The organism is Streptomyces sp. NPDC005195, assembly GCF_040608315.1.
GTDB lineage: Bacteria > Actinomycetota > Actinomycetes > Streptomycetales > Streptomycetaceae > Streptomyces > Streptomyces kaempferi.
Genome location: NZ_JBEXHZ010000012.1, coordinates 1 through 23,741, shown reverse-complemented (window position 1 = coordinate 23,741; position 23,741 = coordinate 1). Strand labels below are relative to the sequence as shown.

Here is a 23,741-nt window from a genome sequence, read left to right as displayed (position 1 = left end):
TGTCGGTGCCCCGTGCGAGGATGGATCGTCCTGCAGGCCTCGGAGAAGGAGAATGGCCACGTGGGAGTGGGTTCGGACGGAGTGTCGGGCAGGTCGGACGAAAGGACCGGAGCGGACGTGAGTGAGAATCAGAACCTCCTCGCGGAGCAGCGTCGCGCCCTGATCCTCGACGAGGTGCGGCGCCGGGGCGGCGTCAGGGTGAACGAACTGACGCGCAAGCTCAGGGTGTCCGACATGACGGTCCGCCGCGATCTCGACGCTCTCGCGCGCCAGGGCGTGGTGGAGAAGGTGCACGGCGGTGCGGTGCCGGTGGCCGAGGCGAGTACGCACGAGCCGGGTTTCGAGGCGAAGTCGGGGCTGGAGCTGACCGCCAAGGAGGACATCGCGCGGGCCGCCGCAGAGTTGGTCGCGCCGGGCACCGCGATCGCGCTCTCGGGCGGTACGACGACGTACGCGCTGGCCCATCGGCTCCTGGAGGTGCCGGACCTCACCGTGGTCACCAACTCGGTGCGGGTGGCCGACGTGTTCCATGCCGCGCAGCGCCTCTCCGGTCAGCGGCAGGGCGCGGCCACGGTCGTCCTGACCGGCGGGGTGCGCACGCCTTCCGACTCGCTCGTCGGCCCGGTGGCCGACCAGGCCATCGCCGCGCTCCACTTCGACGTGCTGTTCCTGGGGGTGCACGGGATATCCGTGGAGGCGGGCCTGTCCACACCGAACTTGGCGGAGGCGGAGACCAACCGGCGGCTGGTGCAGTCCGCACGGCGTGTCGTGGTGGTGGCCGACCACACCAAGTGGGGCACGGTGGGGCTGAGTTCGTTCGCCGCGCTGGAGCAGGTCGACACGCTGGTGACGGACGCCGGGCTGTCGGCCGAGGCACGCGCGGAGATCGCCGAACACCCGACACACCTCGTGGTGGCCGGTGAGCCGGCGCACGGTACAGACATCTGACGGGCCGCCAGCTAGGGTGACGCTGCTCGTGCGGCGGCCGGCGGTACGGGTGCGCCCAGGTCCCCGTCCGCCCGCGCCCGGGACTCCGTTCCCGTCAGGGGGGTTTCGTCCATGGCACGCCGTCTGCGCCCGGTGGGTCCCGAATTCGCCGGGACCGCTCCTCTGCGTCTTGTGTTCGCCCGCGAGATGACCGCTCCTCCGGAGGCCGTCTTCCGGGCTCTGGCCGACGACGTGTCCGGCTGGAGCGAGTGGTTCTCGGCCGTGACGCTCGCCCGGCCCAGCGGGGACGGCGCCGGGCGCGAGGTCCGGCTCCGTGGCGGCACCCGCTTCCAGGAGACCGTGCTCGTGTCCAGCGCCCCCGAGGTGTACGCGTACCGGGTGGACGTCACGAACGCGCCCGGCGCCCGTGCCCTGGTCGAGGAGTGGCGGCTGACTCCGGCCGGGAGAGGCACGCGGGTCCAGTGGACGTTCGCCGCCGACGGGACGGCTCCCTTCCGGGTGGCCCTGAAGGTGGGCCGGGCGGGTCTCGGCCTGGCCTTCCGGGACGCGGTCACGGCGCTGGACCGACGGCTGGGGGCGGCACCCGCATAGGACCGGCGCGGACGTCGCCTGTTTCTGCCGCCTGCCGCGCGACGGTATGCCCTGCGCGACAGTACGGCCCGGCGCGCCTGCGCGATGCGGGTTCAGTCGGGCCAGACGCCCGTCCTCAGGAGTGACGCGATGGCGGCCGTGTAGGGCGCGATGTCCAGTCCCTGGTCGGCCAGCCACGTGTCCGAGTAGTACTTGTCCAGATACCGGTCCCCCGGGTCGCACAGCAGGGTCACGACGCTGCCGTTGCGTCCCTCGGTCACCATCTCGGCGACGATCTTCAGCGCGCTCCAGAGTCCGGTGCCGGTCGAACCCCCCGCCTTGCGGCCGATGGCCTGTTCCAGTGCCCGCACGGCCGCCACGGTCGCCGCGTCGGGCACCTTCATCATCCGGTCGATGGCGCCGGGTACGAAACTCGGTTCCATCCGGGGTCTGCCGATGCCCTCGATCCGCGAGCCGCAGTCGCAGGTGACGTCCGGATCGCCGGTGGTCCAGCCCTCGAAGAAGCACGAGTTCTCCGGGTCGGCGACGCAGATGCGGGTGTCGTACTGCATGTAGTGCACGTACCGCGCGAGGGTCGCCGAGGTGCCGCCGGTGCCGGCCGTGGCGACGATCCACGCGGGCTCCGGGAAACGTTCCAACTCCAGCTGCCGGAAGATGGATTCGGCGATGTTGTTGTTCCCGCGCCAGTCCGTGGCGCGTTCCGCGTAGGTGAACTGGTCCATGTAGTGGCCGCCGGTCTCGACCGCGAGGGCGGCGGATTCCTCGTACATCCTGCGGGAATCGTCGACGAAGTGGCACTGACCGCCGTGGAACTCGATCAGGCGGCACTTCTCGGCGCTCGTGGTGCGTGGCATCACGGCGATGAAGGGCACTCCGATCAGCTTCGCGAAGTAGGCCTCGGAGACCGCCGTCGAACCACTGGACGCCTCGATCACGGGACGGCCGGGACGGATCCAGCCGTTGCACAGGCCGTAGAGGAACAGTGACCGGGCGAGCCGGTGCTTGAGGCTCCCGGTGATGTGGGTCGACTCGTCCTTCAGATACAGGTCGATGCCCCACGCCTCGGGCAGCGGGAAGCGCAGCAGGTGCGTGTCCGCCGAGCGGTTCGCGTCGGCGTGCACCTTGCGGACGGCCTCTTTGAGCCAGGTCCGGTACCGCGCGTCGCTGTGGTCGACGTCGAGGGTTTCGCCGGTCCGGATCTGCTGGGGGCTGCTCACGGCGGGGCTCCTTACACATCGCGCCGACGCCGGATCAGATGGTCGGACGCCCCGATCATAAACACCTTGCGCACGCTTCTCACCTGCATAAACACGTCTTTGAGCGACTCAAAGGCACCCCTGGGGCAGGATGTCCGAAGCGATGGGGGCGCACCCGGCCGAGTGCTCCCGTCCCCGCTGTCACCTCGTCGTGCGCACTGGTGCTCGCCGCTGCCTGCGGGCAGACTGCACCGCACGGGACGCTGCCCGCGTCCGACCGCACCGCACGGGGCGACACTCCCGCGCCGGGTGCGCACACCGGACCGCCGCCCGCGCGGGATCCGGGACAGGGCACAGCCGAGGCGCACAAGGGGGCGGGGCATCATGGCGGAGCCGGAGTTCACGGCCACGGGCGTGCGGATCGGGAAGAGGCTGCGCTCGCTCACCCGGGCCGGACAGGTCCGGATCAGCGACGGCAGGCTGGAGCTGCTCACGAGCTACGGCAGTGAGATCGACAGTGCCCCGGTGCAGGCGGTGCGGGCCTCACGGCCCTGGTTCGCGCCCGAGGACCGGGCGTTGGCGGACGTCAACGGCACGCGCTACTCGCTCACGCTCGGCGAGCACGATCCCGCGCCGGGAAAACCGGGTCCGCCGTCGGCGCGCCGGTTCATCGAGGCGGTACGCAGGGCGGCGGGGAGCAGCGGCTGACGTGGTGGCCGTGACGGCCGCGGCGGGAGCCCCTTCGCTCCGGCCCCGCGACGGCCCGGAGCGCGGGCCGTGTCCGCCGACAGTGCGGCGAGTTGCGGGACGGCACCCTCTGAGTCACGCTGTTCTCACATCACTCTGGGTTTACCGGCGATAACGCTGCGAACCAGCCGCCGGTCACCACAGCAGGCGGCTGCCCCACTCAGCCACTCTGCTGGATTCGATCTCCGCCTTCTTCCGGACCTCAATTCGGGGAGTCGCAGCCGTGATCAGCCAGCCGAACAGGCATTGCACGGTGGAGCTCCAAGCCCTGCCGTCGCGGATCGGCCAGGTCCGCAGAATCGTTTCTGCGCAATTGCGCTACTGGCATCTGGACCCTTTGATCGACCGGGCCGCGCTCGGCGTGACCGAACTGCTGACCAACGTTCATCTGCACGCCCAGCCGGACAAGGTGTGCACCGTGGAGATCGAGCTGCTGCTCGACCGGCTCACGGTCTCGGTGCACGACCACGACCCCCGCCTGCCCGAGCTGCGGGACGCCGGACCCACCGCCACCGGCGGGCGGGGTTTGGCGATGGTCGCCGCCGTCAGCGAGAGCTGGGGCGTACGACCGGACGGGGAGTCGGGCAAGGTCGTGTGGTTCACCCTTCCCGCGCCCTCGCCCGCGGTGGCGGCGCCCGTCCTCGCGCCGTACGACACGCTCCGCGAGCCCACCCTCCGGCGCGCCGTCGACCCGCTGGACGGGCGCAGGACCGAACACGCTCCCGCCCGGTCGGCCGTTGCCGGCTGACCGGGCGGTGACCCTCTCCTCCTGCGCCACGGGCTGGAGCGGGGGGCGGCACGGCCCCCGGCGGCTCACTCCGTGCCGATGGCCCGCAGCACGTCCAGGCGTGCCGCCCGTCGTGCCGGACGCAGGCCCGCGAGGGCTCCGGCCGCGAGGCCCACCAGCGCCACCACGACGAGTCGCGCGGGCGGGACCGCGAAGGCGAAGGCGCTGTCCGACGCGCCGTCGGAGGCTTTCACCAGGACCCAGCCGAGGAAGGCACCGAGGGCGAGACCGCCCGCCGTGCCGAAGGCGGCGACGAGGACCGACTCCCAGCGGACCATGGCGCGCAGTTGCGCGCGGGTCTGTCCGACCGCCCGCAACAGACCGAGTTCACGGGTGCGTTCATGGATCGCGAGGGTCAGGGTGTTCGCGATACCGAGCAGGGCGATGAGCACCGCGAGCGCGAGCAGCGCGTAGACCAGGGTCAGCATCATGTCGACGCCGCCGGCCGAGGACTGTGCGTACTCGTCGCGGGTCTGCACCTCGGGGTCGCCGTAGCGGGCGGCCACCCGCTTCACCGCGGCCTTGCCGTCGGTCGCGCTCACCCCGTCCCGGAAGGTGACGGCGACGAGCGTGTCGGCGTCCTGGGTGCGGTGCGGAGCCCACGCGGCGCGGGTGATGACGTAGTCGCCCGCGAGTTCCGAACGCCCGTACACCGCGCGGACGGTGAAATTCACCTGCCTGCCGTCGGTGAAGGTGAGCCGGGCGGTGTCACCGGTCGTGAGGTGCTGCCTGACGGCCTCGCTCCTGGTGACGGCGATCCCGTCGGCACCCAGGTCGCCGAGTGAGCCGCGTACCTCCCCGAGATCGAAGACCCTGCCGAGCACCGCCGGATCGGTGACGGTCAGGGCGCGGCCCTTCCCGTCGACCTCGGCGACGCCACGGCCCAGTCCGACGGCGTACTTCACGGCGGGCTGCCGCGCGATCGCGGGGGCCAGTCCCGGGCTCAGCCCGCTGCCGCCCGCGCCGAACGACGGGGTGCTCACGGCCACGTCCCCGGCGAAGGACCGGGAGACCGTACGGTCCATGGTGGCCTTCAACGAGGCGCCGAAGACCGTGAAGAGCGAGACGACGGCGACGCCGACCATCAGGGCGCTCGCGGTGGCCGCGGTCCGTACGGGGCTGCGCAACGCGTTGCGCCGGGCGAGTGAACCCGTGACGCCCCGCAACCGGTCGAGAGGGACGCCGATGACGCGTACGGCCGTCGAGGACGCGACCGGGCCGAGGACCACGAAGGCGGCGAGCGCCAGTACGGCACCGAGGCCCGCGAGCCACAGGGAGGGGCCGGCCAGTACGCCGGTCAGGGTGGCCCCCGCCGCGAGCACGGCCAGCGCCGCGCCCACGGCGGCCCGTGCCCGTGAAGCCCCGGACCGGTCGACGGCCGTCTCGCGCAGCGCCGCCAGGGGCGCGGTGCGTCCGGCGCGTACGGCGGGCAGCAGCGCGGAGCCGAGACAGACCACCACGCCGACCGCGAGGGGCAGCAGCAGGGACAGCCCGCCGATCACCAGGTCGCCGGACGGGAAGGGGAATCCGATGGCCGGGAAGAGCGCCTGGAGTCCGGCCGCGATGCCGATGCCGCCCCCGAGGCCGACGGCCGAGGCGGCCACGGCGACGACGCTCGCCTCCGCCAGGGTCGAGACGCTCACCTGGCGGCGGGAGGCGCCGAGAGCGCGCAACAGGGCGTTCTCGCGGGTGCGTTGGGCGACGACGATCGCGAAGGTGTTGTGGATGGAGAAGGTCGCGACGAGCAGGGCGACGCCGGAGAAGACGAGCAGGAAGGTGGTGAAGACGGTCAGGAACCGACTGGAGATCATGTCGGTGTTCTCCTGCGCCGACGCCTGACCGGTGATCGCCTCCACGCCGTCGGGCAGCAGCCGTGTCAGGCCGGCGACGAGCTTCTCCTGGCCGACCCCGGGGGCCGCCCGGACCCGGATGCCCGCGGCCTCGCCGGGCTTCGCGGTGAGGTACTTCTCGGCGTCGGCCTGTGTCATGCCCGTGAAGGTCACCTGCGCCATGCCGTCCGCACCGCCGAAGGTCGCGAGGCCCACGATCGTCACCCTGACGGGGTCGGGGGTGCGCAGCGTCGTGGTGTCGCCGATCCGCAGGCCGCCCTTCTTCGCGGCACCCCGGTTGACCACGACCTCGCCGGACTTCGCGGGGGCGCGGCCTTCGGCGATCCGGTACGCGTTGAGCCCGGGGTCCTCGATCCAGTTGCCCGCGAGGGTGGGCGGGCCCTTGCCGCCGATGGGCCTGCCGTGCGCGTCGACGAGCTGGCCCGCGCCCTCGATGTCGGGCGCGGCGGCGGCCACTCCGGGGGCCTTCTCGACCGTCCTCACCAGGGCGATGTCCACGGGCCGCCGGACGCCCTGGCTCTCGCCGGGCGTGGTGATGGTGTCGGCGCCGCGGACGACCGCGTCGGTGCCCTTGGCCGCGTTGCCGAACATGGTGTCGAAACTGGCCCGCAGGGTGTCGCCCATGACCAGCGTTCCGGTCAGGAAGGCGACGCCGAGGAACACCGCGACGAACGTACCGGCGAAGCGTCGTCCGTGGGCGCGCAGGGAGGCGACGCTGATGCGGAGCGAGGCGTTCACGAGGGTGCCCCCTTGGTGTCGAGGGCCTTCATGCGGTCCAGCACCTTGTCGGCGGTCGGGGACTCCAGCCGGTCCACGAGGCGCCCGTCCGCGAGGAAGACGACCTCGTCGGCGTGGGCCGCGGCCACCGGGTCGTGGGTGACCATGACGACCGTGCGGTTCGTCCGGCGGACCGCGGTGCCCAGCAGGTCGAGGACCTCGGCGCCGGCCCGGGAGTCGAGGTTCCCGGTGGGTTCGTCGGCGAAGACGATGTCGGGCCGCCCGGCGAACGCCCGTGCCACCGCGACGCGTTGCTGTTGCCCGCCGGAGAGTTCGGAGGGGCGGTGGTGGAGCCGGTCGCGCAGGCCCACGACGTCGATGAGCGCGTCGATCCACTCGGGAGATCCCTTGGTCCCGGCGAGGTCCAGGGGCAGCGTGATGTTCTCCGCGACGGTGAGCGTCGGGACCAGGTTGAACGCCTGGAAGACGAAGCCGACGTGATCGCGGCGCAGCAGGGTGAGGCGCCGGTCGTCGAGCGTGCTCAACTCGGTGTCCCCGATGAAGGCGGTGCCGGCGGAGAGCGTGTCCAGGCCCGCCGCGCAGTGCATCAGGGTGGACTTGCCGGAGCCCGAGGGCCCCATGATCGCGGTGAAACGCCCGGCAGGAAAGCCGACGCTCACCCCGTCGAGGGCCCGTACGGCGGTGTCGCCGCTGCCGTACACCTTCACGGCGTCGGTGACGCCCGCGGCCAGACGTGTCGCGGTCACCGTGCTCATGCCGCTCCGCCCTTGCCCGTGAGCCCGAACCGCTCGTCGAGCACGGAGAGCCGGCGCCAGTACTCGTCCTCGTCGATCTCGCCCGACGCGAAGCGGCGGCCGAGCACGGCGATCGGCGAGTCGCCGGCCACCGGAGGTGTCCCGGCCGGGCCGAGGTCGCCCCGCGCGCGCCACGGTCCGCGGCCACCGCGCCAGGCCGTACGGCGAAGGACGGTCACGACACCGATGACGGCGGCCGCCCACACCAGGGGGAGGAAGAGGATCCACGGCCCGGGGCCGCCGTCCCAGTTCGCCAGGGTCTGCATCTCAGGTCATCTCCTCGTCGGGGTCCGCTGTACCGCCTCGAGAGTCGCTCCCGGAGGGCTCCCGGGGCGTCGTACGGCCAGCGGCAGTTCGCGTACCTCCGCGGGAGTACGCGGGACGGCCTCGGCTGCTTCCGCCGGTCAGGCCCGGGGCTTCCTCCTCGCCCGTCCGGACTCCGCCGCCACCGACTGGCGCATGCCCGACGCCCTCCGGGCGCTCACCGACACGGGATTCGGCGACCGCCTGCTGCTGGGGGGCGACACGACCCCATGCAGGTGCTTTTGAGTTGGCTGGTCCGTTGACCTCCTGGTGGAGGGGTGGGGGCCGGGGTGCCGGTCACGCATAGGGAGCTTGACCAAGGTGTTCACGCCGGAGCTCGTGGACGCGGCCGTCGCCAAGCACGGGCGGGGTGAGCTGCGGCGCCGACTGCTCCCGGCCCGGCTGGTCGTGTACTTCGGTGCTCGCGCTGTGCCTGTTCGCCCGGGAGTCGTACGAGGAGGTGATACGCATGCTGCCCAGCGGCGTACCTGGCAGCCGGGTTCTGGCCCCCAAGTCAACCGCTCGTCGCTGTGCCGGGCGCGAGTCCGGCTCGGTGACGGGGTGCTGGAGACGGTGTTCCGGCAGGTGGCCGGCCCGCTGGCGGTCCCGGAGACGCCGGGCGCGTGGTGGCGCGGTCTGCGCCTCCTGGCGTTGGACGGCACGCAGTTCGACGTGCCGGACTCGGTGAGCAACGGTGACACCTTCGACGGCCCCTCCACAGGCGGGACGCCGTTCGGCTTCCGGCAGGTGCGAGCCGCCGTGCTCGCGGAGATCGGCACGCACGCCGTCCTCGACGCCGGCCTGGGCGGCTACCGGGACGGCGAACGACGCCTGGCCTGCCCGCTCGCCGGCTCGACAGGCCCCGGTGACCTTGTCATCGCCGACCGCGGGTTCTGGTCGGTCGAATTCGTCCACGCCTTCACCACGTCCGGTGCCCATCTGCCGGCCAGACTCCAGTCCGACCACCTCGGCACCACCCAGGCGGAGTTGCCGGACGGCTCCCGGCTGTCCCTGATGCGCCCCGGCAAGGATGTCCGCCTCCGGGCAGCCCGCGAAGGCCGGGTCCTGCCGAAGGAGACGACCTACCGCGTCATCACCTTCGCCAAGGACGACAAGGCCGTGCACCTGGGCACGGCCCTGCTGGACACCGAGCAGTACCCGGCGGACGAGCTGATCGCCCTCTACCGGCAGCGTTGGGAGATCGAGCTCGCCTTCGACGAGATCTAGAACCACCCCGGCCCCGGCGACCCGCTCCCATCGCGCACCCCTGAAGCCGTGCGGCAGGAGCTGTGGGCCCTGCTCGCGGTCCAGCAGGCCGTCCGCCGGTTCGCGCACGCCGCTGCGGCGAGTGGCCCGGTCCTGGATGCCGACCGGCTCTCCTACTTCCGCTGCGTTCGGATCGCCCGGCGCAGCGTGCCGTCCCAGCACGACACTTCCAGGCGCACGCTGACCAACGCCTGGAAGGAGGCCAGCCACGAGGCGCGGTCCCGTCTGCTGCCGCCCCGGTCCGGCCGGGACTGGCCCCGAGCCATCAAGAAGCCGATGCGGTGGCCGATTTTGAGAACTCGGAGCGGTCGCAGCAAGGTCGAGCCGGGGCGGTGGGCGCACAACCAGACCACCAAACAGCGCAAACACCGGGGCGCCGGCAGACCCGTGCCGCGAGCTCAACCGCCTTGACCTCCTACAGTTGGTCCCCCTTGCTGGCTGGTTTCGGAGGATGCGTCCCGCCACCGTCCTTGATGTCCTGATCGCAGGTTCGTGGGTCGTAGGACTGGTCATTGGGAATCAACAGCACTCCGGCGACCTGCTCAGGGTGCTCGACGGCGAGCCAGTCGTCGCCCGTGAGGGCACCGTCCGGCTGGCGCCATGCCGCGGACGAATAGATTGTCTGACACTCCAGCGCCACGCGCTTCTTGTCGACCGCGCAGGCGTCCACTGCAGGGCCGGAATATTCGTCGGCGCCGTCGAAGCGGTAGTGGAAGTTGACGTCAACTTCGGAGGGCTTCTGCGGGTGGGACTCAAGGCGCCAGTCGACGACCTTGACGGTGCCGTCGCGACGCTGCCCATACGTGTCCACGACCTGCACTCTCACACCGGCCTCACCGCGCTTCGCCGTCGTGTCGGTGCAGCCCCAGACGGAGGAGCAGCCGGACAGGGCGAGAATCACCAGAGCCAACGGAGCACCGGCAACTACCCGTGCAGGGAACACTGAGACGACCTCCGGTCGGGGTGGGCGGAGCAGTGTATCCCGCGGCCGCCTGGCAGCTGCGGTGATGGCGGCGGACGCCTGCGGCGGCGAAGCAGAGAGGAGCCCTGTGGACTGGGCGGGCATGGACGGCATCACGATGCAACCGACTCGCCAAGTGAGGCAATGCCTCAAGCAACTGCATTGGGCGACCGGACCACCCCAGGGCGCGCGCGGTCAACAGCTGAGCCGGGCTGCCGTATCCGCTGCGCCACGTCCGGCCGAGACTCGGACTCGCCCTGGGCGGGGGGCTGGTGGAACGCGTCCTCACCGAGAACCCAGGGCGCGCCTTCGCCGTGGAGTGGCGTCGGACGGACACCCGCCGTCACCTGCGTGAGCCAGCTCCGGCGGACCGCGGCGGACCGTGTCGGCGGTGGGCCGGTGGCGCCGCGGGGCCTCGCAGGCGTGTGCGGGCCTCGCCTCGGGTCGTCTCAGGCGTGAGCCAGCGCCGCGGGCGGATCGTCCAGCACCGGCTGCCACGCCAACTCGGCCGCTCCCACCAGGCTGTTGTGGTCCAGTGTGCAGGCGAGGATCGGGACGCCGCCGCTCTGCCCCCACAGGCTGCGGTCGGCGACGACGGCGCGCAGCCGGCCCGGGTCGGCGTCGAGGAGGGTGCGGTGCAGCCCGCCGAGGATGATCCGGTCGGGATTGAGGATGTTCACCAGTCCCGCGAGTCCGAGGCCCAGCCGGTCGATCAGCGCCTCGGTGGCCGTGCGTACGGAGAGATCGGTGTAGTGGTCGCGGATGAGGTCGTTGGACTGCTCGAGCAGTGACACCTCGGGGCCCGGGTCGCGGCCCGCCGCCGTGAGGAACGCCAGGGGGTCCGCCTCGACGTCAAGACAGCCGCGGCTGCCGCAGTAGCAGGGGCGGCCCTCGGGGTTGACCGTGAGGTGGCCGACTTCGAGGGCGAGTCCCGAACTGCCGGTGTGCAGGCGGCCGTCGAGCACCAGCGCGCCACCGACGCCCCGGTGCCCGGTGGCGACGCACAGCAGGTCGCGGGAGCCGCGGCCCGCTCCGTGCCGGTGTTCGGCGAGGGCGGCGAGGTTGACGTCGTTGGCCGCGAAGGCCGGCCCCTGGATACCCGCCGCGCGTACCCGCTCGGCGAAGATCTGACGTACCGGGGCGCCCGCGGGCCAGTCCAGGTGCAACGGGTTGAGGGCGAGTCCGTCCGGTTCGGCGACCGCGGACGGCACGGCCAGTCCGGCGCCCACGCAGCGCCGTCCGGTCGCGCGGAGCAGTTCGGCGCCCGCCTCGACGACGGAGCCGAGCACCTTCGCCGGATCGGCGTCGACGGTCTCGCAGCCGGGCGCGGTGGCGACGATCCGGCCGCCGAGACCGACCAGCGCGGCCCGGAAGCCGTCGGCGTGCACCTGCGCGGCGAGCGCGACCGGCCCGTCCTCGGCGACTTCGAGACGGTGCGAGGGCCGCCCCTGCGAACCGGCCGCCGCCCCGGGACGCGCGTCGACCCGGATCAGCCCCAGCGCCTCCAGCTCCGCGGCCACCGCGCCCGCGGTCGCCCGGGTCACCCCCAGCTCGGCGGTGAGCACGGCACGCGTCGGCGCACGTCCGGTGTGCACGAGCTCGAGCGCCGGACCGAGCGCGCCGCGCCCCCGGTCCAGCCGCGTCCGTGTGTTCCCTTCCCCCGCCACCCGGGGGCCCGCCTTGCCGTTCATGAGGGCGAGTCTCCCATGATCCGCTCGAACGGTGACCCGCCCGACCGTCCGGAGAACCTCACCGCCGGCGTGACGTTCCGCTCACCGTCCGGTCACCCGCGGTGCCCGGCGCGACCGGGAAGCCGCTCACCCGCAGGGTGATGTTCAGGCGCCCGCTCAGCCCGAGTTCGGGCGGCGCCGTGCCCGCGTACACCCGGGGCACTCCGTGGTAGGCCAGGCGGGACGCCCCGCCGAACACGAAGAGATCCCCGCTGCGCAGTTCCACGTCCGTGTAGGGCTTCGTCCGCGACTCGGCGTTCCCGAACCGGAAGACGCAGGTGTCGCCGAGGCTCAGCGACACGACCGGTGCGTCCGACCGCTCGTCGCCGTCGCGGTGCATGCCCATACGGGCGTCCGCGCCGTAGAAGTTGATCAGCGCGATGTCGTACGCCGCCGTCACCGCGTCGGCGCCGAGCGCGTCCGTCACCGCGCGCCGCCCCAGTTCGTCCAGCCAGGCGGGAAAGGGCTTCACGGGGGTGCCGTCGCCGTCGACGGCCGTGCGCGCGTACCGGTACGGGTACCAGTGCCAGCCGAGGCACACCTGGCGGGAGGTCATCGTGCCGCCGCCGGGGGTGTGGACCGTGCGCAGTCCGGCCGGTGGACGGGCCCAGGCCCGGCAGGCCTCCAGCAACTCCCGCCGGAGACCGGCGTCGAGCCAGTCGGGCAGGTGCACCGCGCCCGGCGCGACCTCCGTCCGGGTACGGGGAAACAACTCGCCGTCCATGGAATCCATCATCCCGCATCGTCCGGGACTCCTCCGGGCTCCCCCGCGTCCCGAGGCGGTCCCGGCCGGGGCAGGGGCCGTGCTCGGATAGCCTGGACCCACGATGAACGACCGGATGACGACACCCTGGGCCGAGTACGCGCTGACCCGATTCCCCGAAGACCCCCGCGACCAGCTGCGTGCCTGGGACGCCGCCGACACGAATCTGCTGCGGCACCTCGCGGAGAGCGGCACCGCGCTGTCCGGGACGGTCGTGGTGGTCGGCGACCGCTGGGGCGCGCTCACCACCGCGCTGTCGGAGCACCGGCCGACGCAGATCACCGACTCCTTCCTCGCCCAGGAGGCGACCCGGGCGAACCTGGCCCGTAACGGCGCCACGGCGGACGCGGTACGCCTCCTCACCACGCAGGACACCCCGCCGGACCGCATCGACGTACTCCTCGTCCGGGTGCCGAGGAGCCTCGCCCTGCTGGAGGACCAACTGCACCGGCTGGCACCCGGCGTGCACGAGGGAACCGTCGTCGTCGGCACGGGCATGGTCAAGGAGATCCACACCTCGACGCTGCGCCTCTTCGAGCGAATCCTCGGCCCGACCCGCACCTCGCTGGCCGAGAAGAAGGCCCGGCTGATCTTCTGCACCCCGTTCCAGGGACTGGCGCGGGAAGCCAACCCGTGGCCGTACCGCTACCAGCTGCCCGACGGCGTCGGGCAGGTCTCCGGCCGTACCGTGACCAACCACGCGGGTGTCTTCTGTGCCGACCGCCTCGACGTCGGCACCCGGTTCCTCCTCCAGCACATGCCGCGCAGCCGCGGCGCCGAGCGCGTCGTGGATCTGGGCTGTGGCAACGGGGTCGTCGGTACGGCGATCGCGCTGGCCAATCCGGAGGCCGAGGTGCTGTTCGTGGACGAGTCGTACCAGGCCGTCGCCTCGGCGCGCGAGACGCACCGGGCGAACGCCGACGGCGGCGCGGAGTTCCTGGTCGGCGACGGGCTGACGGAGATCCCGGCGGAGAGCGTGGACCTCGTCGTGAACAATCCGCCGTTCCACTCGCACCAGGCGACCACGGACGCCGCGGCCTGGCGGATGTTCTCACAGGCGCGCCGCGCGCTGCGGCCCGGGGGCGAGCTGTGGGTGATCGGCAACCGCCACCTCGGTTATCACCTGAAGCTGCGCCGGCTGTTCGGCAACAGTGAACTCGTGGCCAGTGACGCGAAGTTCGTGGTGCTGCGGGCCGTCAGGAAGTAACTCCGCGCCGCGTCGTCACCCGTTCCCGTATGGAGGTGCGCCGACGACGCCGATGAGACGCGTCACCGCCCGTGCCATCGACTCCCGCCCCACACTGAGGTAGCTGCGGGAGTCGACCGCCTCGGGGCGGCCCGCGAGGTACGCGCGGATGGCGCCGGTCATGGCGATGTTCAGGGCCGTTCCGATGTTGACCTTGGCGATGCCGCCCGCGACGGCGGCCGTGAGTTCGTCGTCCGGCACTCCGGAGGAGCCGTGCAGGACGAGCGGCACGTCGAGCGCCGCGGTCAGCCGTTCGAGCCGGTCGTGGTCGAGAGCCGCGGTGCGCGTGGTCATCGCGTGCGAGCTGCCGATCGCGACGGCCAGCGCGTCCACGCCGGAGTCGGTGACGAAGGCGCGGGCCTCGGCGGGGTCGGTGCGCGCGCCGGGAGCGTGGGCGTCGAGCGGCGGCTCGCCGTTCTTTCCCCGCACCTGTCCCAACTCGGCCTCGATCCATATCCCCCGGGCGTGCGCCCAGTCGGCCGCGGCCCGCGTCGCGACCAGGTTCTCCTCGTACGGGAGCCGCGCGGCGTCGTACATCACGGAACTGAATCCGGCGCCGGGCGCCTGCCGGAGCAGGTCGTCGCTCTGGACGTGGTCCAGGTGCAACGCCACCGCCACCGAGGCGCGTTCGGCTGCGGCGGCGGCGGCTCGGGCCAGTGGCAGCAGTCGTCCGTAGCGGAACTTCACCGCGTTCTCGCTTACTTGGAGGACGACCGGGGCATGCGCGGACTCGGCGCCCGCGATGACGGCCTCGACGTGCTCGAGGGTGATGACGTTGAAGGCGGCGACGGCGGTCCGCGCCCCGGCCGCGGCGGCGACCAGGTCACCGGTGGCTGCGAGTGGCACAACTCCTCCTTCTCGACTAGCGGTTGGGCGGGCTCAGTGAGCCGGGGCGTCGAGGACGACCGAGCGCGTGAGGTGGCGCGGCCGGTCGGGGTCGAGTCCGCGGGCCGCGGCCACGGCGACCGCCAGCCGCTGGGCGCCGACGAGTTCGGCGAGCGGGTCGAGTCCGCCGGCCACCCACCGTCCACCGGTGGCCCGCACCTGTTCGGCCAGCCCTTCGGGCGCCTCGCCGAGCATCCAGGTGGCGGTGCCGTCGGTGGTGATGCTGATGGGGCCGTGCCGGTACTCCATCGCCGGGTACGCCTCGGTCCAGGCGAGTGAGGCCTCGCGCATCTTCAGACCGGCCTCGTTGGCCAGCCCGACCGTCCAGCCGCGGCCCAGGAAGGTGAACTGCCCGCAGTCGACGAGGCCTTCGGGCAGCGGGGTCTTGAGCGCGGTGCGCGCGTCGGCGACGGCGGCGTCGGTGTGCAGTCCGAGGTGGGCGCGCAGCAGGGTGAGAGCGCTGGTCGCGAACCGGGTCTGTACGACGGAACGCTCGTCCGCGAAGTCGAGCACGACCACGTCGTCCGCCGAGTCCATCACGGGGGTCCGGGGGTCGGCGGTGACGGCGGTCGTGCGGGTACGTCCGCGCAGCCGCCCGAGGAGTTCGAGCACCTCGGTCGTGGTGCCGGACCGGGTCAGGGCGACCACCCGGTCGTACGCGCGGGTGTGCGGGAACTCCGACGCGGCGAAGGCGTCCGTCTCCCCCTGCCCGGAGCCCTCGCGCAGCGCGGCGGCGGACTGCGCCATGAAGAAGGAGGTCCCGCACCCCACGATCGCGACGCGCTCCCCCGCCGCGGGCAGCGCGTCGCCGTGCGTCGCGGCCAGCTCGGCGGCACGGATCCAGCACTCGGGCTGACTGGTCAGTTCGTTCTCGACATGCGTCATGCCTGCCCCTCCCCAAGGCCCACTCCGGGCACCGATGCTCGTTCGTGCAAGATATAGCCACCTTTCAAGCACAATCAAGCATTCGGAGTCAGAAATGTGGTGCGCTAGGGTCGCGGAGGATCGAGGAACGGAGAGTGCGGATGTCGCGCGACGCCCGCTGGAAGGCGCTGCTGGAACTGCTCGTGGAGCGGGGCCGGCTGGAGGTCGAGCAGGCGGCCGCGGAGCTGGAGGTGTCGGCGGCGACGATCCGCCGCGACTTCGACCAGCTCGCCGAGCAGCAGATGCTCGTCCGCACCCGGGGCGGCGCGGTCGTGCACGGGGTGTCGTACGAACTGCCGCTGCGCTACAAGACCGCCCGCCGGGCCTCGGAGAAGCAGCGCATCGCGACGGCGGTGGCCGGGCTCGTCGCCCCCGGTGAGGCCGTGGGGCTGACCGGGGGCACGACCACCACCGAGGTGGCCCGCGCACTGGCCGTACGTCCCGACCTCGCCGCCGGGTCGCCCGCCCTGACCGTGGTGACGAACGCGCTCAACATCGCCACCGAACTGGCCGTGCGCCCTCAGTTCAAGATCGTGACGACCGGCGGGGTGGCCCGCCCGCAGTCGTACGAGCTGGTCGGCCCCCTCGCGAACGGCGTCCTCGGTCAGATCACCATGGACGTCGCCGTCCTCGGTGTGGTCGCCTTCGACGTCGTCCACGGCACGGCAGCCCACGACGAGGCCGAGGCCGCCGTCAACCGGCTGCTGTGCGAGCGCGCCGAGCGGGTGATCGTCGCGGCCGACTCCAGCAAGCTGGGGCAGCACGCCTTCGCCCGGATCTGCCCGACCGACGCGGTGGACACGCTGGTCACGGACACGTCGGCCGATCCGGAGACGGTGCGCCGGTTCGAGGAGGCGGGGGTGCGGGTCCTCGCCGTCTGACGGTCATGCTCGCCTCGTCCGTCACAGGCCCTTGCGCGTGTCCGCCGTGCGGGTGATCGTGCTCAGGTCCAGGCTGGTGGCCGAGGCCTCGGGCGCCTTGATCGCGATCCTGGGGCTGCCGGGGCGGTGCAGGGTGATGGTGGGGAAGAGGGGCTTCGCCAGCGCCAGTCGTCCGGTGCCGGGCGTCTGCGGGTACATGCCGAGAGCGGCCCAGACCGCCCAGGAGGACATCGCGCCGAGGTCGTCGTTGCCGACGAGACCGTCCGGGCGGTCTGCGAACAGGGCGGCCAGGGCACGGCGGACGGTGTCACGGGCGCGGTCGGGACGGCCCGCGTAGTCGTACGCCCAAGGGGTGTCGAAGGAGGGCTCGTTGCCCAGGTAGGCGTACGGCTCGGCGCCGCCCGCGTTGAGCCGGGTGAAGAAGGTGTCGAGACGGCCGGTGACCGCGGCGCTGCCGCCCATGAGACGGAAGAGGCCGGGCAGGTCGTGCGGGACCATCCACGTGTACTGGGCGGCGTTGCCCTCCACGTAGTCGGTGGTCTGCGCGGGGGCGAAGGCCGGCCAGCTTCCGTCGGCGGCACGCGGCTGCAGGTAGCCGGTGGCCGGGTTGAAGAGGTTGCGCCAGTTCCCGGAGGCCTTCAGGAGGGTGCGGTACGCGGCGGCGTCGCCGAGACGGTGCGCGAGCTGGGCCAACGCGTAGTCGCAGACCGCGTATTCGAGGGTGGTGGCCGCCGGACCCCACACGCCCTTGGCGCCCGCGGGAACGTAGCCGAGGGCGTCGTACTGCCGGTGTCCGGGCCGCTGCCGCTCGTCCTCACGGCCCGCCATCGCGGCGCGCAGCAGGCCGCGGGCGTCGAAGTCGGTGGCACCGAAGGCGTGCACGGCGGAGGCGATCACCGGCAGCGGATCGCCGACCATGACGCCGGTACCGCCGTTCGCGACGGTCCAGCGGTCGAAGTAGCCGGCCTGGAGCCCCTGGTCGAGGACGGACTGCGCGATGTCGGAGGCCTCGCCCGGGGCCAGCAGGGCGATCAGCTGGACCTGGGAGCGGTAGACGTCCCAGCCGGAGAAGTCGGCGTACTGGGCGTGTCCCGCGCGGGTGCGGTGCACGGCGCCGTCCATTCCGGGGTACCGGCCGTCGGTGTCGCTGAACGCGCTCGGGTGCAGGAGCGCGTGGTAGAGAGCGGTGTAGAAGACGCGGCGCTGGACCTCGGTGCCGCCGCCGACGGCGATACGGCCGAGCCAGTCGTTCCAGCGGGCGCGGGCGGCCCGCCGGACCTCGTCGTACGGGCGTCCTTGCTGCTCGGCCGTGACGTTGCGGAGCGCGCCCCCGGTGTCGACGAACGAGACGCCGACCCGCACGGTCACCGTGCGGACCTCGGGCCCGAAGGAGACCAGGGCCGCGCCGCGTCTGCCGTCCGGGTGGGCGGCGCGGGCGAAGGGGTGGTCGAACGTGGCGTGGAAGTGGAGCCGGTAGCGGTTGTGCGACTTGCAGAAGCCTCCGCTGTCCGTGTAGCCGGACAGGGTGTTGGCGCCGATGTCGACCGTTCCGGTGGCCGCGTTGAACGCCTTGCCGGCGTCGACGCTCAGCGCCGCGGGCCGGCCGGCGGTGGCCGGGTAGGTGAAGCGGGCGACGCCGGAGCGCTGGGTGGCGGCGAGTTCGGTCCGGATGCCGTTGTCGAACGTGACCCGGTAGCTGCCCGGCGACGCCTGCTCATGGGCGTGGGAGAAGGTGGCCTGCCCGGTCGTGTCGCCGTCGAGCGACGGCATGAAGGGAACGTTGCCGTAGTCCTTGCACCCGGCTCCGGAGAGGTGGGTGAGGCTGAACCCTCTGATCCGGTTGTCCGCGTACGCGTAGCCGCCGTGCTGGTAGGTCATCGTGTCCGGGCTCCACTGCACTCCGCCGAGCGGTGCCGTGGCTCCGGGAAAGGTGTTCCCGGCGCCCCCGCCGTGGCCGAAATCGGCCCCTCCGGGCGCGGTGCCGACGAAGGGGTTCACATAGCGCGCCGGGTCGGCGACCGTGTCGTCCGCGACGGCGGGGGTGATCGGGGCGGTCGTCGACACGACGAGGACGGCGGCGCCGGCCAGCGCGGCCCGGTGAAAGGGGAATCGCACGAGGTTTCTCCGGGCTGTGGCAGGGACTGCGTCCCCGGGCGGCGGGCGTGAGGGCGACAGTCTCACCGGGCGCCCACGACCGCGCGGCGCCGCCACGCCCGGAGGTCACCCGCCCGGTGGAGGGCGCGCCGTCCGCGGCGGCTCGCGCCGCGCGGTGCGCTCGACCTGGGCATCACGCGCCAGGGGACCCCCTGGGGTGACCGAACGTACGGACCAACTGGCTAGACTACGCACCCTCGTGCACGTGATTCGGTCACGTCCGGTCACAGCCGTTCCCGAAGGGTTTCGACGCTTGATAGCCATCGAAGATGTCAGCAAGCGATACGCCGACGGCACGGTGGCCGTCGATCGCCTGTCCCTAGAAATACCGAACCACTCCATCACCGTGCTCGTCGGACCGTCGGGGTGCGGCAAGACCACCACACTGCGCATGATCAACCGCATGGTCGAGCCCAGCAGCGGCACGATCCGCGTCGACGGCGAGGACATCACCCGCCGGCCGGTCAACGCCCTGCGTCAGTCCATGGGTTACGTCATCCAGAACGCCGGGCTCTTCCAGCACCGTACGATCCTCGACAACATCGCCACGGTGCCGCGGCTGCTCGGCTGGTCCAAGGAGCGTGCCCGCGCCCGTGCGGCGGAGCTGATGGAACGGGTCGGGCTCGAACCGGGCATGGCCCGCCGCTATCCGTACCAGCTCTCCGGCGGTCAGCAGCAGCGCGTCGGCGTCGCCCGCGCGCTGGCGGCGGACCCGCCCATCCTGCTGATGGACGAGCCCTTCTCCGCGGTCGACCCGGTCGTCCGCCGGGGGCTGCAGGAGGAGTTGCTGCGCATCCAGGGCGAACTGGGCAAGGCCATCGTGTTCGTCACCCACGACATGGACGAGGCCATCACCGTCGGCGACCGGGTGGCCGTGCTGCGCACCGGCGGCAAACTCGCCCAGTTCGCCGCCCCCGACGAGCTGTTGTCGGCGCCCGCCGACGCGTTCGTGGAGGAGTTTCTCGGCGGCGACCGGGGCATCCGCGGTCTGTCGTTCCTGTCCACGCGCGACCTCGCGCTCGACCCCTCCCAGGTCTTCCCGGTCGGCACCGACTGGGAACAGCTCTCCGGGCAGAAGACCGCGCAGGCACCCGTGCTGGTCACCGACGCCGACGGAAAGCCCCTGGGCTGGGCCGACTTGGCGGTGTGGACGGGTGACGTGCAGACCCTGGAGCCGTACGGGCAGGGCTTCGAGGTGGGACGCGACTCGCTGCGGGTCGCGCTGGACCGGGCGGTGCTGTCCCCCACGGGTCAGGCGGTAGGCGTGGACCCGTCCGGACGGGTGCTCGGGCTCGCCGGACAGGAGACGGTCGCGACGGCGATCCGCGCGGCCAGGCAGCGGCGTGCCGCCGACACCCCGCAGGAGTCCGCTCCCGCGAAGGTCGTTCGATGAACGGCTTCTTCGACATCCCGAGCGACCTCCAGAGCAGCTACGCCGGCCTGATCGGCGGGCACATGCTGGAAGCGCTGGTCCCCGTGCTCGTCGGCCTCCTGCTGGCGCTGCCGGTCGGACTGGCCTGCGTCCGCTTCGGCTGGATCTATCCGCCGGTGCTGTGGACCACCACGGTGCTGTACGCGATCCCGTCGATCGCCTTCTTCGTGGTGCTCATCGACTACACGGGTCTGAGCCGGACCACCGTCATGATCCCGCTGTGTCTGTACAGTCTCGTGGTGATCATCCCGGCGGTCGTCGACGGCGTCCGCTCGGTCCCCGAAGAGACGAACGCGGCCGCGGCCGCGATGGGCATCGGCACCGTGCGCCGCTACCTCCAGGTCCAACTGCCCATCGCCGTACCGGCGATCATGGCCGGCCTGCGGGTGGCGACCGCCTCCAGCATCAGTCTGGTCAGCGTCGGGTCCCTGATCGGCAACCAGGGGGCGCTGGGCAATCTGCTGACCACCGCGATGCTCTACCACCGCCCGCTGCTCGCCGTGAACTCGGTGGTCACCACCGCCGTGCTCGCGGTGCTGGTCGACGCCCTGCTCGTGCTGCTCCAGCGGGTGCTCACCCCCTGGCAGCCGCCCTCGTCCCGCAGGGCCGGGCGCGGTACGTCCACGATCCCGGGCCCCACCCGCACACCGGAGAACGTCTCGTGAACGTACTGAACTTCATGCAGTCCTTCTTCACCGACGGGTCCCACTGGCACGGCTACGACGGGATCCCGCAGCGTGTGTGGGAGCACGTCCAGTACACGGCCGGGGCGCTCGCCATCGCCGCGGCCATCGGTCTGCCGATCGGCCTGGTCACCGGGCACACCGGCCGGGGCGGCAACGCGCTCGCGTTCGTGTCGGCGGGCGCCCGCGCGCTGCCCACCTTCGGACTGCTGGTGCTGATGTTCGTCTGGCTGGGCCTCGGCATCGTGCCGGTGATGATCCCGCTCGTGGTTCTGGCGATCCCTCCGATCCTCATCACCACCTACGAGGCGATCCGCACCGTGGACCCGTCCCCCGTCGACGCCGCCCGGGGCATGGGCATGGTGGAGCGGAAGATCCTGTTCCAGGTCGAGGTGCCCGCGGCGCTGCCACTGATCCTCAGCGGCCTGCGCTCGGCGGCGATCCAGATCGTGTCGACGGCGACGATCGCGGCCTATGTGAGTCTGGGCGGGGTCGGCCGCTACATCCTGGACGGCCTGTACCAGCGCAACTACGAGAAGGTGGCGGGTGGTGCCGCGCTCACCGCGGTGCTGGCACTGCTCGTGCTCGTCCTGTTCTGGGCCATCACCCGGGTGGCGGTGTCCCCCGGGGTGCGCAGGCGCCGTACGGCCTGACGCGAAGCGGGAGGAACAGCCGGAAGGGGGGACGGGCCCGGCCCGTCCCCCCTTCCCTGTCGACTCGTGCCGTCAGTCCCGGACCGTCACTTCTCCGCGGTGGCCAGGGCGTGTTCGAGGACGACGAGGAGCGCGTCCCGCACCGATCCGCGCTCACGTGCGTCGAAGACGGTGAGCGGCACGTGCTCGCCGACGTCGAGCGCCCACCGTACGTCGTTCAGGTCGTGCTCGACCTTGCCGTCGAAGGCGTTGACCGCCACCGCGAAGGGGATCCCGCGGTGCTCGAAGTAGTCGACGGCCGCGTAGCAGTCGTCGAGCCTGCGGGTGTCGACGATGACGAGCCCGCCGAGGGCGCCCTCGACGAGGTCGTCCCACATGAAACCGAAACGTTCCTGCCCGGGTGTGCCGAACAGGTAGAGCTTCAGGGTCGGATCGAGCGTGACGCACCCGAAGTCCATGGCGACGGTGGTCGTCACCTTCTCGGGGGTGTGCGACAGGTCGTCGATGCCCGCGGCGACCGAGGTGATGGACGCCTCGGTGGTGAGCGGCTCGATTTCGGAGATGGCGCCCACCGTGGTGGTCTTGCCGACGCCGAAACCGCCCGCGATGACCATCTTGACCGGCATGGGCGGCATGGGCGGCCGGGACGCCTCGGCGTCAGCGCTCACGGATCGCGCCCCGGGAGTCGGGGATTGCTCGGAGACCATCGATAACCCTTCGCAATACGGTGGCGTCGCGGGCGGATTCGGCCTGCGGTGCGTACAAGGCCAGTTGACCGTCGGCGCGCAGATCGTCGGCGAGCACCCTGATCACATTCAAATGCATCCGCAGCTTCGCCGCGATCTCCGCCAGTGACTGCGGCTGTCGGCAGACCGTGATGATGTCGCGGTGCTGGTCGAAGACGAAGGCCTCCAGCGTGGCCAGCCCGAGTTCGGTCGCGACGACCTGCGTCTCGATCGGGATCGGCGGCACCAGACTGTCACCTCCGGCGATCCGTCCCGCGGTCAGCAGGAATGGCCGGACGACCGACGCGGGGGGTTCCACACCCCACGCGCCGTCGTCGGCGGCTGATGGCTCGCCGGCCGTCATCACGTCCTCACCCCTCACCTCGCGGGTCGTCGCGGCCTTCGCGACGCCCCCGCCGACCGTCAACGGGTCGGCGCGATCCCCACGGTGTTCTTGAGCTCCATGACCAGCTGCGGACTCAGGGCGGCGCCGGCGCGGTTGGCGAAGAGGGTCATCTCGTACGCGATGTTCCCGAGCTTCGCCTCCTTCGAGGCGACCACGCCGAGCACCGCGCCCGCGCCCAGTGCGGACACCAGGACGTGGCCTTCCTCGAGGTCGATGATGACCTTGTTGAGCCCGCCGAGGCCGTAGTTGCCGGACGCGCCCATGGCGAGGCTGGTGATCCCGGAGACGATGGCCGCGAGCCGCTCCGAGTCCGCTTTGCCGCGCAGTTGGGACACCGCGATCAGCAGACCGTCGGAGGACACGCCGATCACGTCGACGACCCCGGCCGTCTCGGTGGCGAAACGACTGAGCAGCCAATTGAAGTCGGCAGCGGCGGTCTTCACGTCCGTCGCCGGTTCCACGGCCGCGGACTCGGGTCCGCCTGTCCACATGGTCACTTGCTCGTGCCTTCCGGGAATGAGGGTCTGTTGTTCTCTGTGCTGTGTTCGGTCGAGGTGTCGGGCCGGCTCCTCGAACGGTCCGGCCCGTCGCCGCTGCCCCGGTACCCGGCAGCGCTCTCACGCTCGGCCCGCAGGACGGCTTCCTCGAACTCGTCGATCTCGGAGCGCGCCGCTTCCGCGTCGGCGGTCTGCCAGGCGGGCGGGCGCGGGTTGGGGGTGGTGACGGCTTCTCTGGGCAACCGGGTCGAGGCCGTGGTGGCCTGCAGGGTCGCGCCGCGCACGCGGCGCCGCAGCGGACTGGCGCCGCCCTCGGCCGGTTGCTCCGGGGCGCTGCCGGACGCCGTCGGGACCGGGCCCGGTCCGTGTCCCGGACTCCCGCCGCGGGGTGGCTGTCCGAGGTCGCCTTCCGTGGCCCGGGGCGCCTGCCCGAGGCGGCCGCCCGCGGTACGGGGTGGCAGTCCGAGTCCGCCGACGGCGCCGGTGCCCCGCTGCCGGACCTGACCGGCGGCACCGCTCCCCGGTGCGCCGTGTCCCGCTGCCTCGCGGGCTCCGGGTCCCGGGCGGGCCGGCGCTTCGGC

General features: G+C 72.2%; 24 protein-coding genes and 2 pseudogenes. 12 read left to right on the top strand and 14 right to left on the bottom strand.

Annotated features, from left to right (window positions below; all coding sequences use genetic code 11):
- Window positions 1-117 precede the first annotated feature (117 nt).
- Together ABZV34_RS15750 and ABZV34_RS15745 are read left to right on the top strand one after the other, a co-directional pair.
- A complete protein-coding gene (locus ABZV34_RS15750) occupies window positions 118-948 on the top strand; it encodes a DeoR/GlpR family DNA-binding transcription regulator (RefSeq protein WP_356275770.1) in 831 nt (276 codons plus the stop codon).
- 111 nt (window positions 949-1,059) lie between these two features.
- Complete coding sequence (locus ABZV34_RS15745) at window positions 1,060-1,539, top strand: SRPBCC family protein (protein WP_356275767.1); 480 nt, start codon at window positions 1,060-1,062, stop codon at window positions 1,537-1,539.
- Between the two features lie 92 nt (window positions 1,540-1,631).
- Here the strand turns inward: ABZV34_RS15745 and ABZV34_RS15740 are convergent, their stop codons facing one another.
- Window positions 1,632-2,756, bottom strand: coding sequence for a PLP-dependent cysteine synthase family protein (locus ABZV34_RS15740; protein WP_356275764.1), 1,125 nt, complete (start codon window positions 2,754-2,756; stop codon window positions 1,632-1,634).
- A 363-nt stretch (window positions 2,757-3,119) separates the two neighbouring features.
- Here ABZV34_RS15740 and ABZV34_RS15735 point away from each other — a divergent pair, with 363 nt between their 5' ends.
- Window positions 3,120-3,443 carry a hypothetical protein gene (locus tag ABZV34_RS15735; protein WP_168526651.1) on the top strand — a complete coding sequence of 108 codons (324 nt, stop codon included), beginning with the start codon at window positions 3,120-3,122 and terminating at the stop codon, window positions 3,441-3,443.
- Between the two features lie 262 nt (window positions 3,444-3,705).
- Window positions 3,706-4,230: an ATP-binding protein gene (locus ABZV34_RS15730; protein WP_356275761.1), complete on the top strand. Its 525-nt coding sequence runs from the start codon at window positions 3,706-3,708 to the stop codon at window positions 4,228-4,230.
- Window positions 4,231-4,295: 65 nt separating this feature from the next.
- On the opposite strand, the gene ABZV34_RS15725 is transcribed toward ABZV34_RS15730, so the two are convergent.
- From ABZV34_RS15725 to ABZV34_RS15715, 3 genes are read right to left on the bottom strand one after another with little or no spacing between them, the layout of a single operon-like run.
- Entirely contained in the window at window positions 4,296-6,857 is a 2,562-nt protein-coding gene (locus tag ABZV34_RS15725) for an FtsX-like permease family protein (protein ID WP_356275758.1), read from the bottom strand.
- On the bottom strand, window positions 6,854-7,612 hold the full coding sequence (locus ABZV34_RS15720; RefSeq protein ID WP_356275755.1) for an ABC transporter ATP-binding protein: 759 nt from the start codon (window positions 7,610-7,612) through the stop codon (window positions 6,854-6,856). Before ABZV34_RS15720 ends, ABZV34_RS15725 begins: the two co-directional genes overlap by 4 nt.
- The gene (locus ABZV34_RS15715; RefSeq protein ID WP_356275753.1) at window positions 7,609-7,917 is read right to left on the bottom strand and encodes an SHOCT domain-containing protein; all 309 of its coding nucleotides are present in this window, start codon (window positions 7,915-7,917) and stop codon (window positions 7,609-7,611) included. Before ABZV34_RS15715 ends, ABZV34_RS15720 begins: the two co-directional genes overlap by 4 nt.
- A 172-nt stretch (window positions 7,918-8,089) precedes the next feature.
- Here ABZV34_RS15715 and ABZV34_RS15710 point away from each other — a divergent pair.
- The 3 genes and pseudogenes from ABZV34_RS15710 to ABZV34_RS15700 form a co-directional block, all read left to right on the top strand.
- A pseudogene (locus ABZV34_RS15710) lies at window positions 8,090-8,182 on the top strand (phosphotriesterase); the annotation flags it as partial.
- Window positions 8,183-8,266: 84 nt separating this feature from the next.
- On the top strand, window positions 8,267-9,181 hold the full coding sequence (locus ABZV34_RS15705) for an IS4 family transposase (protein WP_356275750.1): 915 nt from the start codon (window positions 8,267-8,269) through the stop codon (window positions 9,179-9,181).
- A 48-nt stretch (window positions 9,182-9,229) separates the two neighbouring features.
- Window positions 9,230-9,631 (top strand): hypothetical protein, encoded by a 402-nt coding sequence (locus ABZV34_RS15700; RefSeq protein WP_356275748.1) that lies wholly within the window; start codon window positions 9,230-9,232, stop codon window positions 9,629-9,631.
- A gap of 4 nt (window positions 9,632-9,635) precedes the next feature.
- Here the strand turns inward: ABZV34_RS15700 and ABZV34_RS15695 are convergent, their stop codons facing one another.
- The 3 genes from ABZV34_RS15695 to ABZV34_RS15685 all read right to left on the bottom strand — a co-directional run bounded on the left by ABZV34_RS15695 (window position 9,636) and on the right by ABZV34_RS15685 (window position 12,635).
- Window positions 9,636-10,163 (bottom strand): hypothetical protein, encoded by a 528-nt coding sequence (locus ABZV34_RS15695; protein ID WP_356275745.1) that lies wholly within the window; start codon window positions 10,161-10,163, stop codon window positions 9,636-9,638.
- 467 nt (window positions 10,164-10,630) lie between these two features.
- Window positions 10,631-11,872: an ROK family protein gene (locus ABZV34_RS15690; protein WP_356275742.1), complete on the bottom strand. Its 1,242-nt coding sequence runs from the start codon at window positions 11,870-11,872 to the stop codon at window positions 10,631-10,633.
- A gap of 58 nt (window positions 11,873-11,930) precedes the next feature.
- The gene (locus ABZV34_RS15685) at window positions 11,931-12,635 is read right to left on the bottom strand and encodes an alpha-ketoglutarate-dependent dioxygenase AlkB (RefSeq protein WP_356275739.1); all 705 of its coding nucleotides are present in this window, start codon (window positions 12,633-12,635) and stop codon (window positions 11,931-11,933) included.
- Window positions 12,636-12,738: 103 nt separating this feature from the next.
- On the opposite strand from ABZV34_RS15685, the gene ABZV34_RS15680 reads away from it, so the two are divergent.
- Window positions 12,739-13,881 (top strand): methyltransferase, encoded by a 1,143-nt coding sequence (locus ABZV34_RS15680; RefSeq protein ID WP_356275736.1) that lies wholly within the window; start codon window positions 12,739-12,741, stop codon window positions 13,879-13,881.
- Window positions 13,882-13,896: 15 nt separating this feature from the next.
- Here the strand turns inward: ABZV34_RS15680 and ABZV34_RS15675 are convergent, their stop codons facing one another.
- Together ABZV34_RS15675 and ABZV34_RS15670 are read right to left on the bottom strand one after the other, a co-directional pair.
- Complete coding sequence (locus tag ABZV34_RS15675; protein WP_356275733.1) at window positions 13,897-14,766, bottom strand: class II fructose-bisphosphate aldolase; 870 nt, start codon at window positions 14,764-14,766, stop codon at window positions 13,897-13,899.
- Window positions 14,767-14,799: 33 nt separating this feature from the next.
- Window positions 14,800-15,690, bottom strand: coding sequence for a sugar isomerase (locus ABZV34_RS15670; RefSeq protein ID WP_356275730.1), 891 nt, complete (start codon window positions 15,688-15,690; stop codon window positions 14,800-14,802).
- Window positions 15,691-15,830: 140 nt separating this feature from the next.
- Here ABZV34_RS15670 and ABZV34_RS15665 point away from each other — a divergent pair, with 140 nt between their 5' ends.
- Window positions 15,831-16,610, top strand: coding sequence for a DeoR/GlpR family DNA-binding transcription regulator (locus tag ABZV34_RS15665; protein ID WP_356275727.1), 780 nt, complete (start codon window positions 15,831-15,833; stop codon window positions 16,608-16,610).
- Between the two features lie 21 nt (window positions 16,611-16,631).
- On the opposite strand, the gene ABZV34_RS15660 is transcribed toward ABZV34_RS15665, so the two are convergent.
- Entirely contained in the window at window positions 16,632-18,725 is a 2,094-nt protein-coding gene (locus ABZV34_RS15660; RefSeq protein WP_356275724.1) for a GH92 family glycosyl hydrolase, read from the bottom strand.
- 292 nt (window positions 18,726-19,017) lie between these two features.
- Here ABZV34_RS15660 and ABZV34_RS15655 point away from each other — a divergent pair, with 292 nt between their 5' ends.
- From ABZV34_RS15655 to ABZV34_RS15645, 3 genes are read left to right on the top strand one after another with little or no spacing between them, the layout of a single operon-like run.
- Window positions 19,018-20,157 carry an ABC transporter ATP-binding protein gene (locus ABZV34_RS15655; protein ID WP_356275722.1) on the top strand — a complete coding sequence of 380 codons (1,140 nt, stop codon included), beginning with the start codon at window positions 19,018-19,020 and terminating at the stop codon, window positions 20,155-20,157.
- On the top strand, window positions 20,154-20,861 hold the full coding sequence (locus ABZV34_RS15650; RefSeq protein WP_356275719.1) for an ABC transporter permease subunit: 708 nt from the start codon (window positions 20,154-20,156) through the stop codon (window positions 20,859-20,861). Before ABZV34_RS15655 ends, ABZV34_RS15650 begins: the two co-directional genes overlap by 4 nt.
- Window positions 20,858-21,532: an ABC transporter permease gene (locus tag ABZV34_RS15645; protein ID WP_356275716.1), complete on the top strand. Its 675-nt coding sequence runs from the start codon at window positions 20,858-20,860 to the stop codon at window positions 21,530-21,532. The genes ABZV34_RS15650 and ABZV34_RS15645 overlap by 4 nt, the downstream gene beginning before the upstream one ends.
- Before the next feature lie 86 nt (window positions 21,533-21,618).
- Here ABZV34_RS15645 and ABZV34_RS15640 read toward each other — a convergent pair whose 3' ends face one another.
- From ABZV34_RS15640 to ABZV34_RS15625, 4 genes and pseudogenes are all read right to left on the bottom strand, one after another.
- Complete coding sequence (locus ABZV34_RS15640) at window positions 21,619-22,167, bottom strand: ATP/GTP-binding protein (RefSeq protein WP_356276128.1); 549 nt, start codon at window positions 22,165-22,167, stop codon at window positions 21,619-21,621.
- Window positions 22,168-22,189: 22 nt separating this feature from the next.
- Window positions 22,190-22,621 carry a DUF742 domain-containing protein gene (locus ABZV34_RS15635; protein WP_148012873.1) on the bottom strand — a complete coding sequence of 144 codons (432 nt, stop codon included), beginning with the start codon at window positions 22,619-22,621 and terminating at the stop codon, window positions 22,190-22,192.
- A gap of 59 nt (window positions 22,622-22,680) precedes the next feature.
- A complete protein-coding gene (locus tag ABZV34_RS15630; RefSeq protein ID WP_356276125.1) occupies window positions 22,681-23,154 on the bottom strand; it encodes a roadblock/LC7 domain-containing protein in 474 nt (157 codons plus the stop codon).
- A gap of 2 nt (window positions 23,155-23,156) precedes the next feature.
- Window positions 23,157-23,741, bottom strand: a pseudogene (locus tag ABZV34_RS15625) (hypothetical protein); the annotation flags it as partial.

What these genes read in the sequence shown, in the direction of transcription:
- ABZV34_RS15745 (WP_356275767.1), top strand. Translation starts at nt 1,060, where the DNA reads ATGGCACGCCGTCTGCGCCCGGTGGGTCCCGAATTCGCCGGGACCGCT.
- ABZV34_RS15735 (WP_168526651.1), top strand. Translation starts at nt 3,120, where the DNA reads ATGGCGGAGCCGGAGTTCACGGCCACGGGCGTGCGGATCGGGAAGAGG.
- ABZV34_RS15720 (WP_356275755.1), bottom strand. Translation starts at nt 7,612, where the DNA reads ATGAGCACGGTGACCGCGACACGTCTGGCCGCGGGCGTCACCGACGCC.
- ABZV34_RS15715 (WP_356275753.1), bottom strand. Translation starts at nt 7,917, where the DNA reads ATGCAGACCCTGGCGAACTGGGACGGCGGCCCCGGGCCGTGGATCCTC.
- ABZV34_RS15690 (WP_356275742.1), bottom strand. Translation starts at nt 11,872, where the DNA reads ATGAACGGCAAGGCGGGCCCCCGGGTGGCGGGGGAAGGGAACACACGG.
- ABZV34_RS15685 (WP_356275739.1), bottom strand. Translation starts at nt 12,635, where the DNA reads ATGGACGGCGAGTTGTTTCCCCGTACCCGGACGGAGGTCGCGCCGGGC.
- ABZV34_RS15680 (WP_356275736.1), top strand. Translation starts at nt 12,739, where the DNA reads ATGAACGACCGGATGACGACACCCTGGGCCGAGTACGCGCTGACCCGA.
- ABZV34_RS15670 (WP_356275730.1), bottom strand. Translation starts at nt 15,690, where the DNA reads ATGACGCATGTCGAGAACGAACTGACCAGTCAGCCCGAGTGCTGGATC.
- ABZV34_RS15665 (WP_356275727.1), top strand. Translation starts at nt 15,831, where the DNA reads ATGTCGCGCGACGCCCGCTGGAAGGCGCTGCTGGAACTGCTCGTGGAG.
- ABZV34_RS15650 (WP_356275719.1), top strand. Translation starts at nt 20,154, where the DNA reads ATGAACGGCTTCTTCGACATCCCGAGCGACCTCCAGAGCAGCTACGCC.
- ABZV34_RS15640 (WP_356276128.1), bottom strand. Translation starts at nt 22,167, where the DNA reads ATGCCGCCCATGCCGGTCAAGATGGTCATCGCGGGCGGTTTCGGCGTC.
- ABZV34_RS15635 (WP_148012873.1), bottom strand. Translation starts at nt 22,621, where the DNA reads ATGACGGCCGGCGAGCCATCAGCCGCCGACGACGGCGCGTGGGGTGTG.
- ABZV34_RS15630 (WP_356276125.1), bottom strand. Translation starts at nt 23,154, where the DNA reads ATGTGGACAGGCGGACCCGAGTCCGCGGCCGTGGAACCGGCGACGGAC.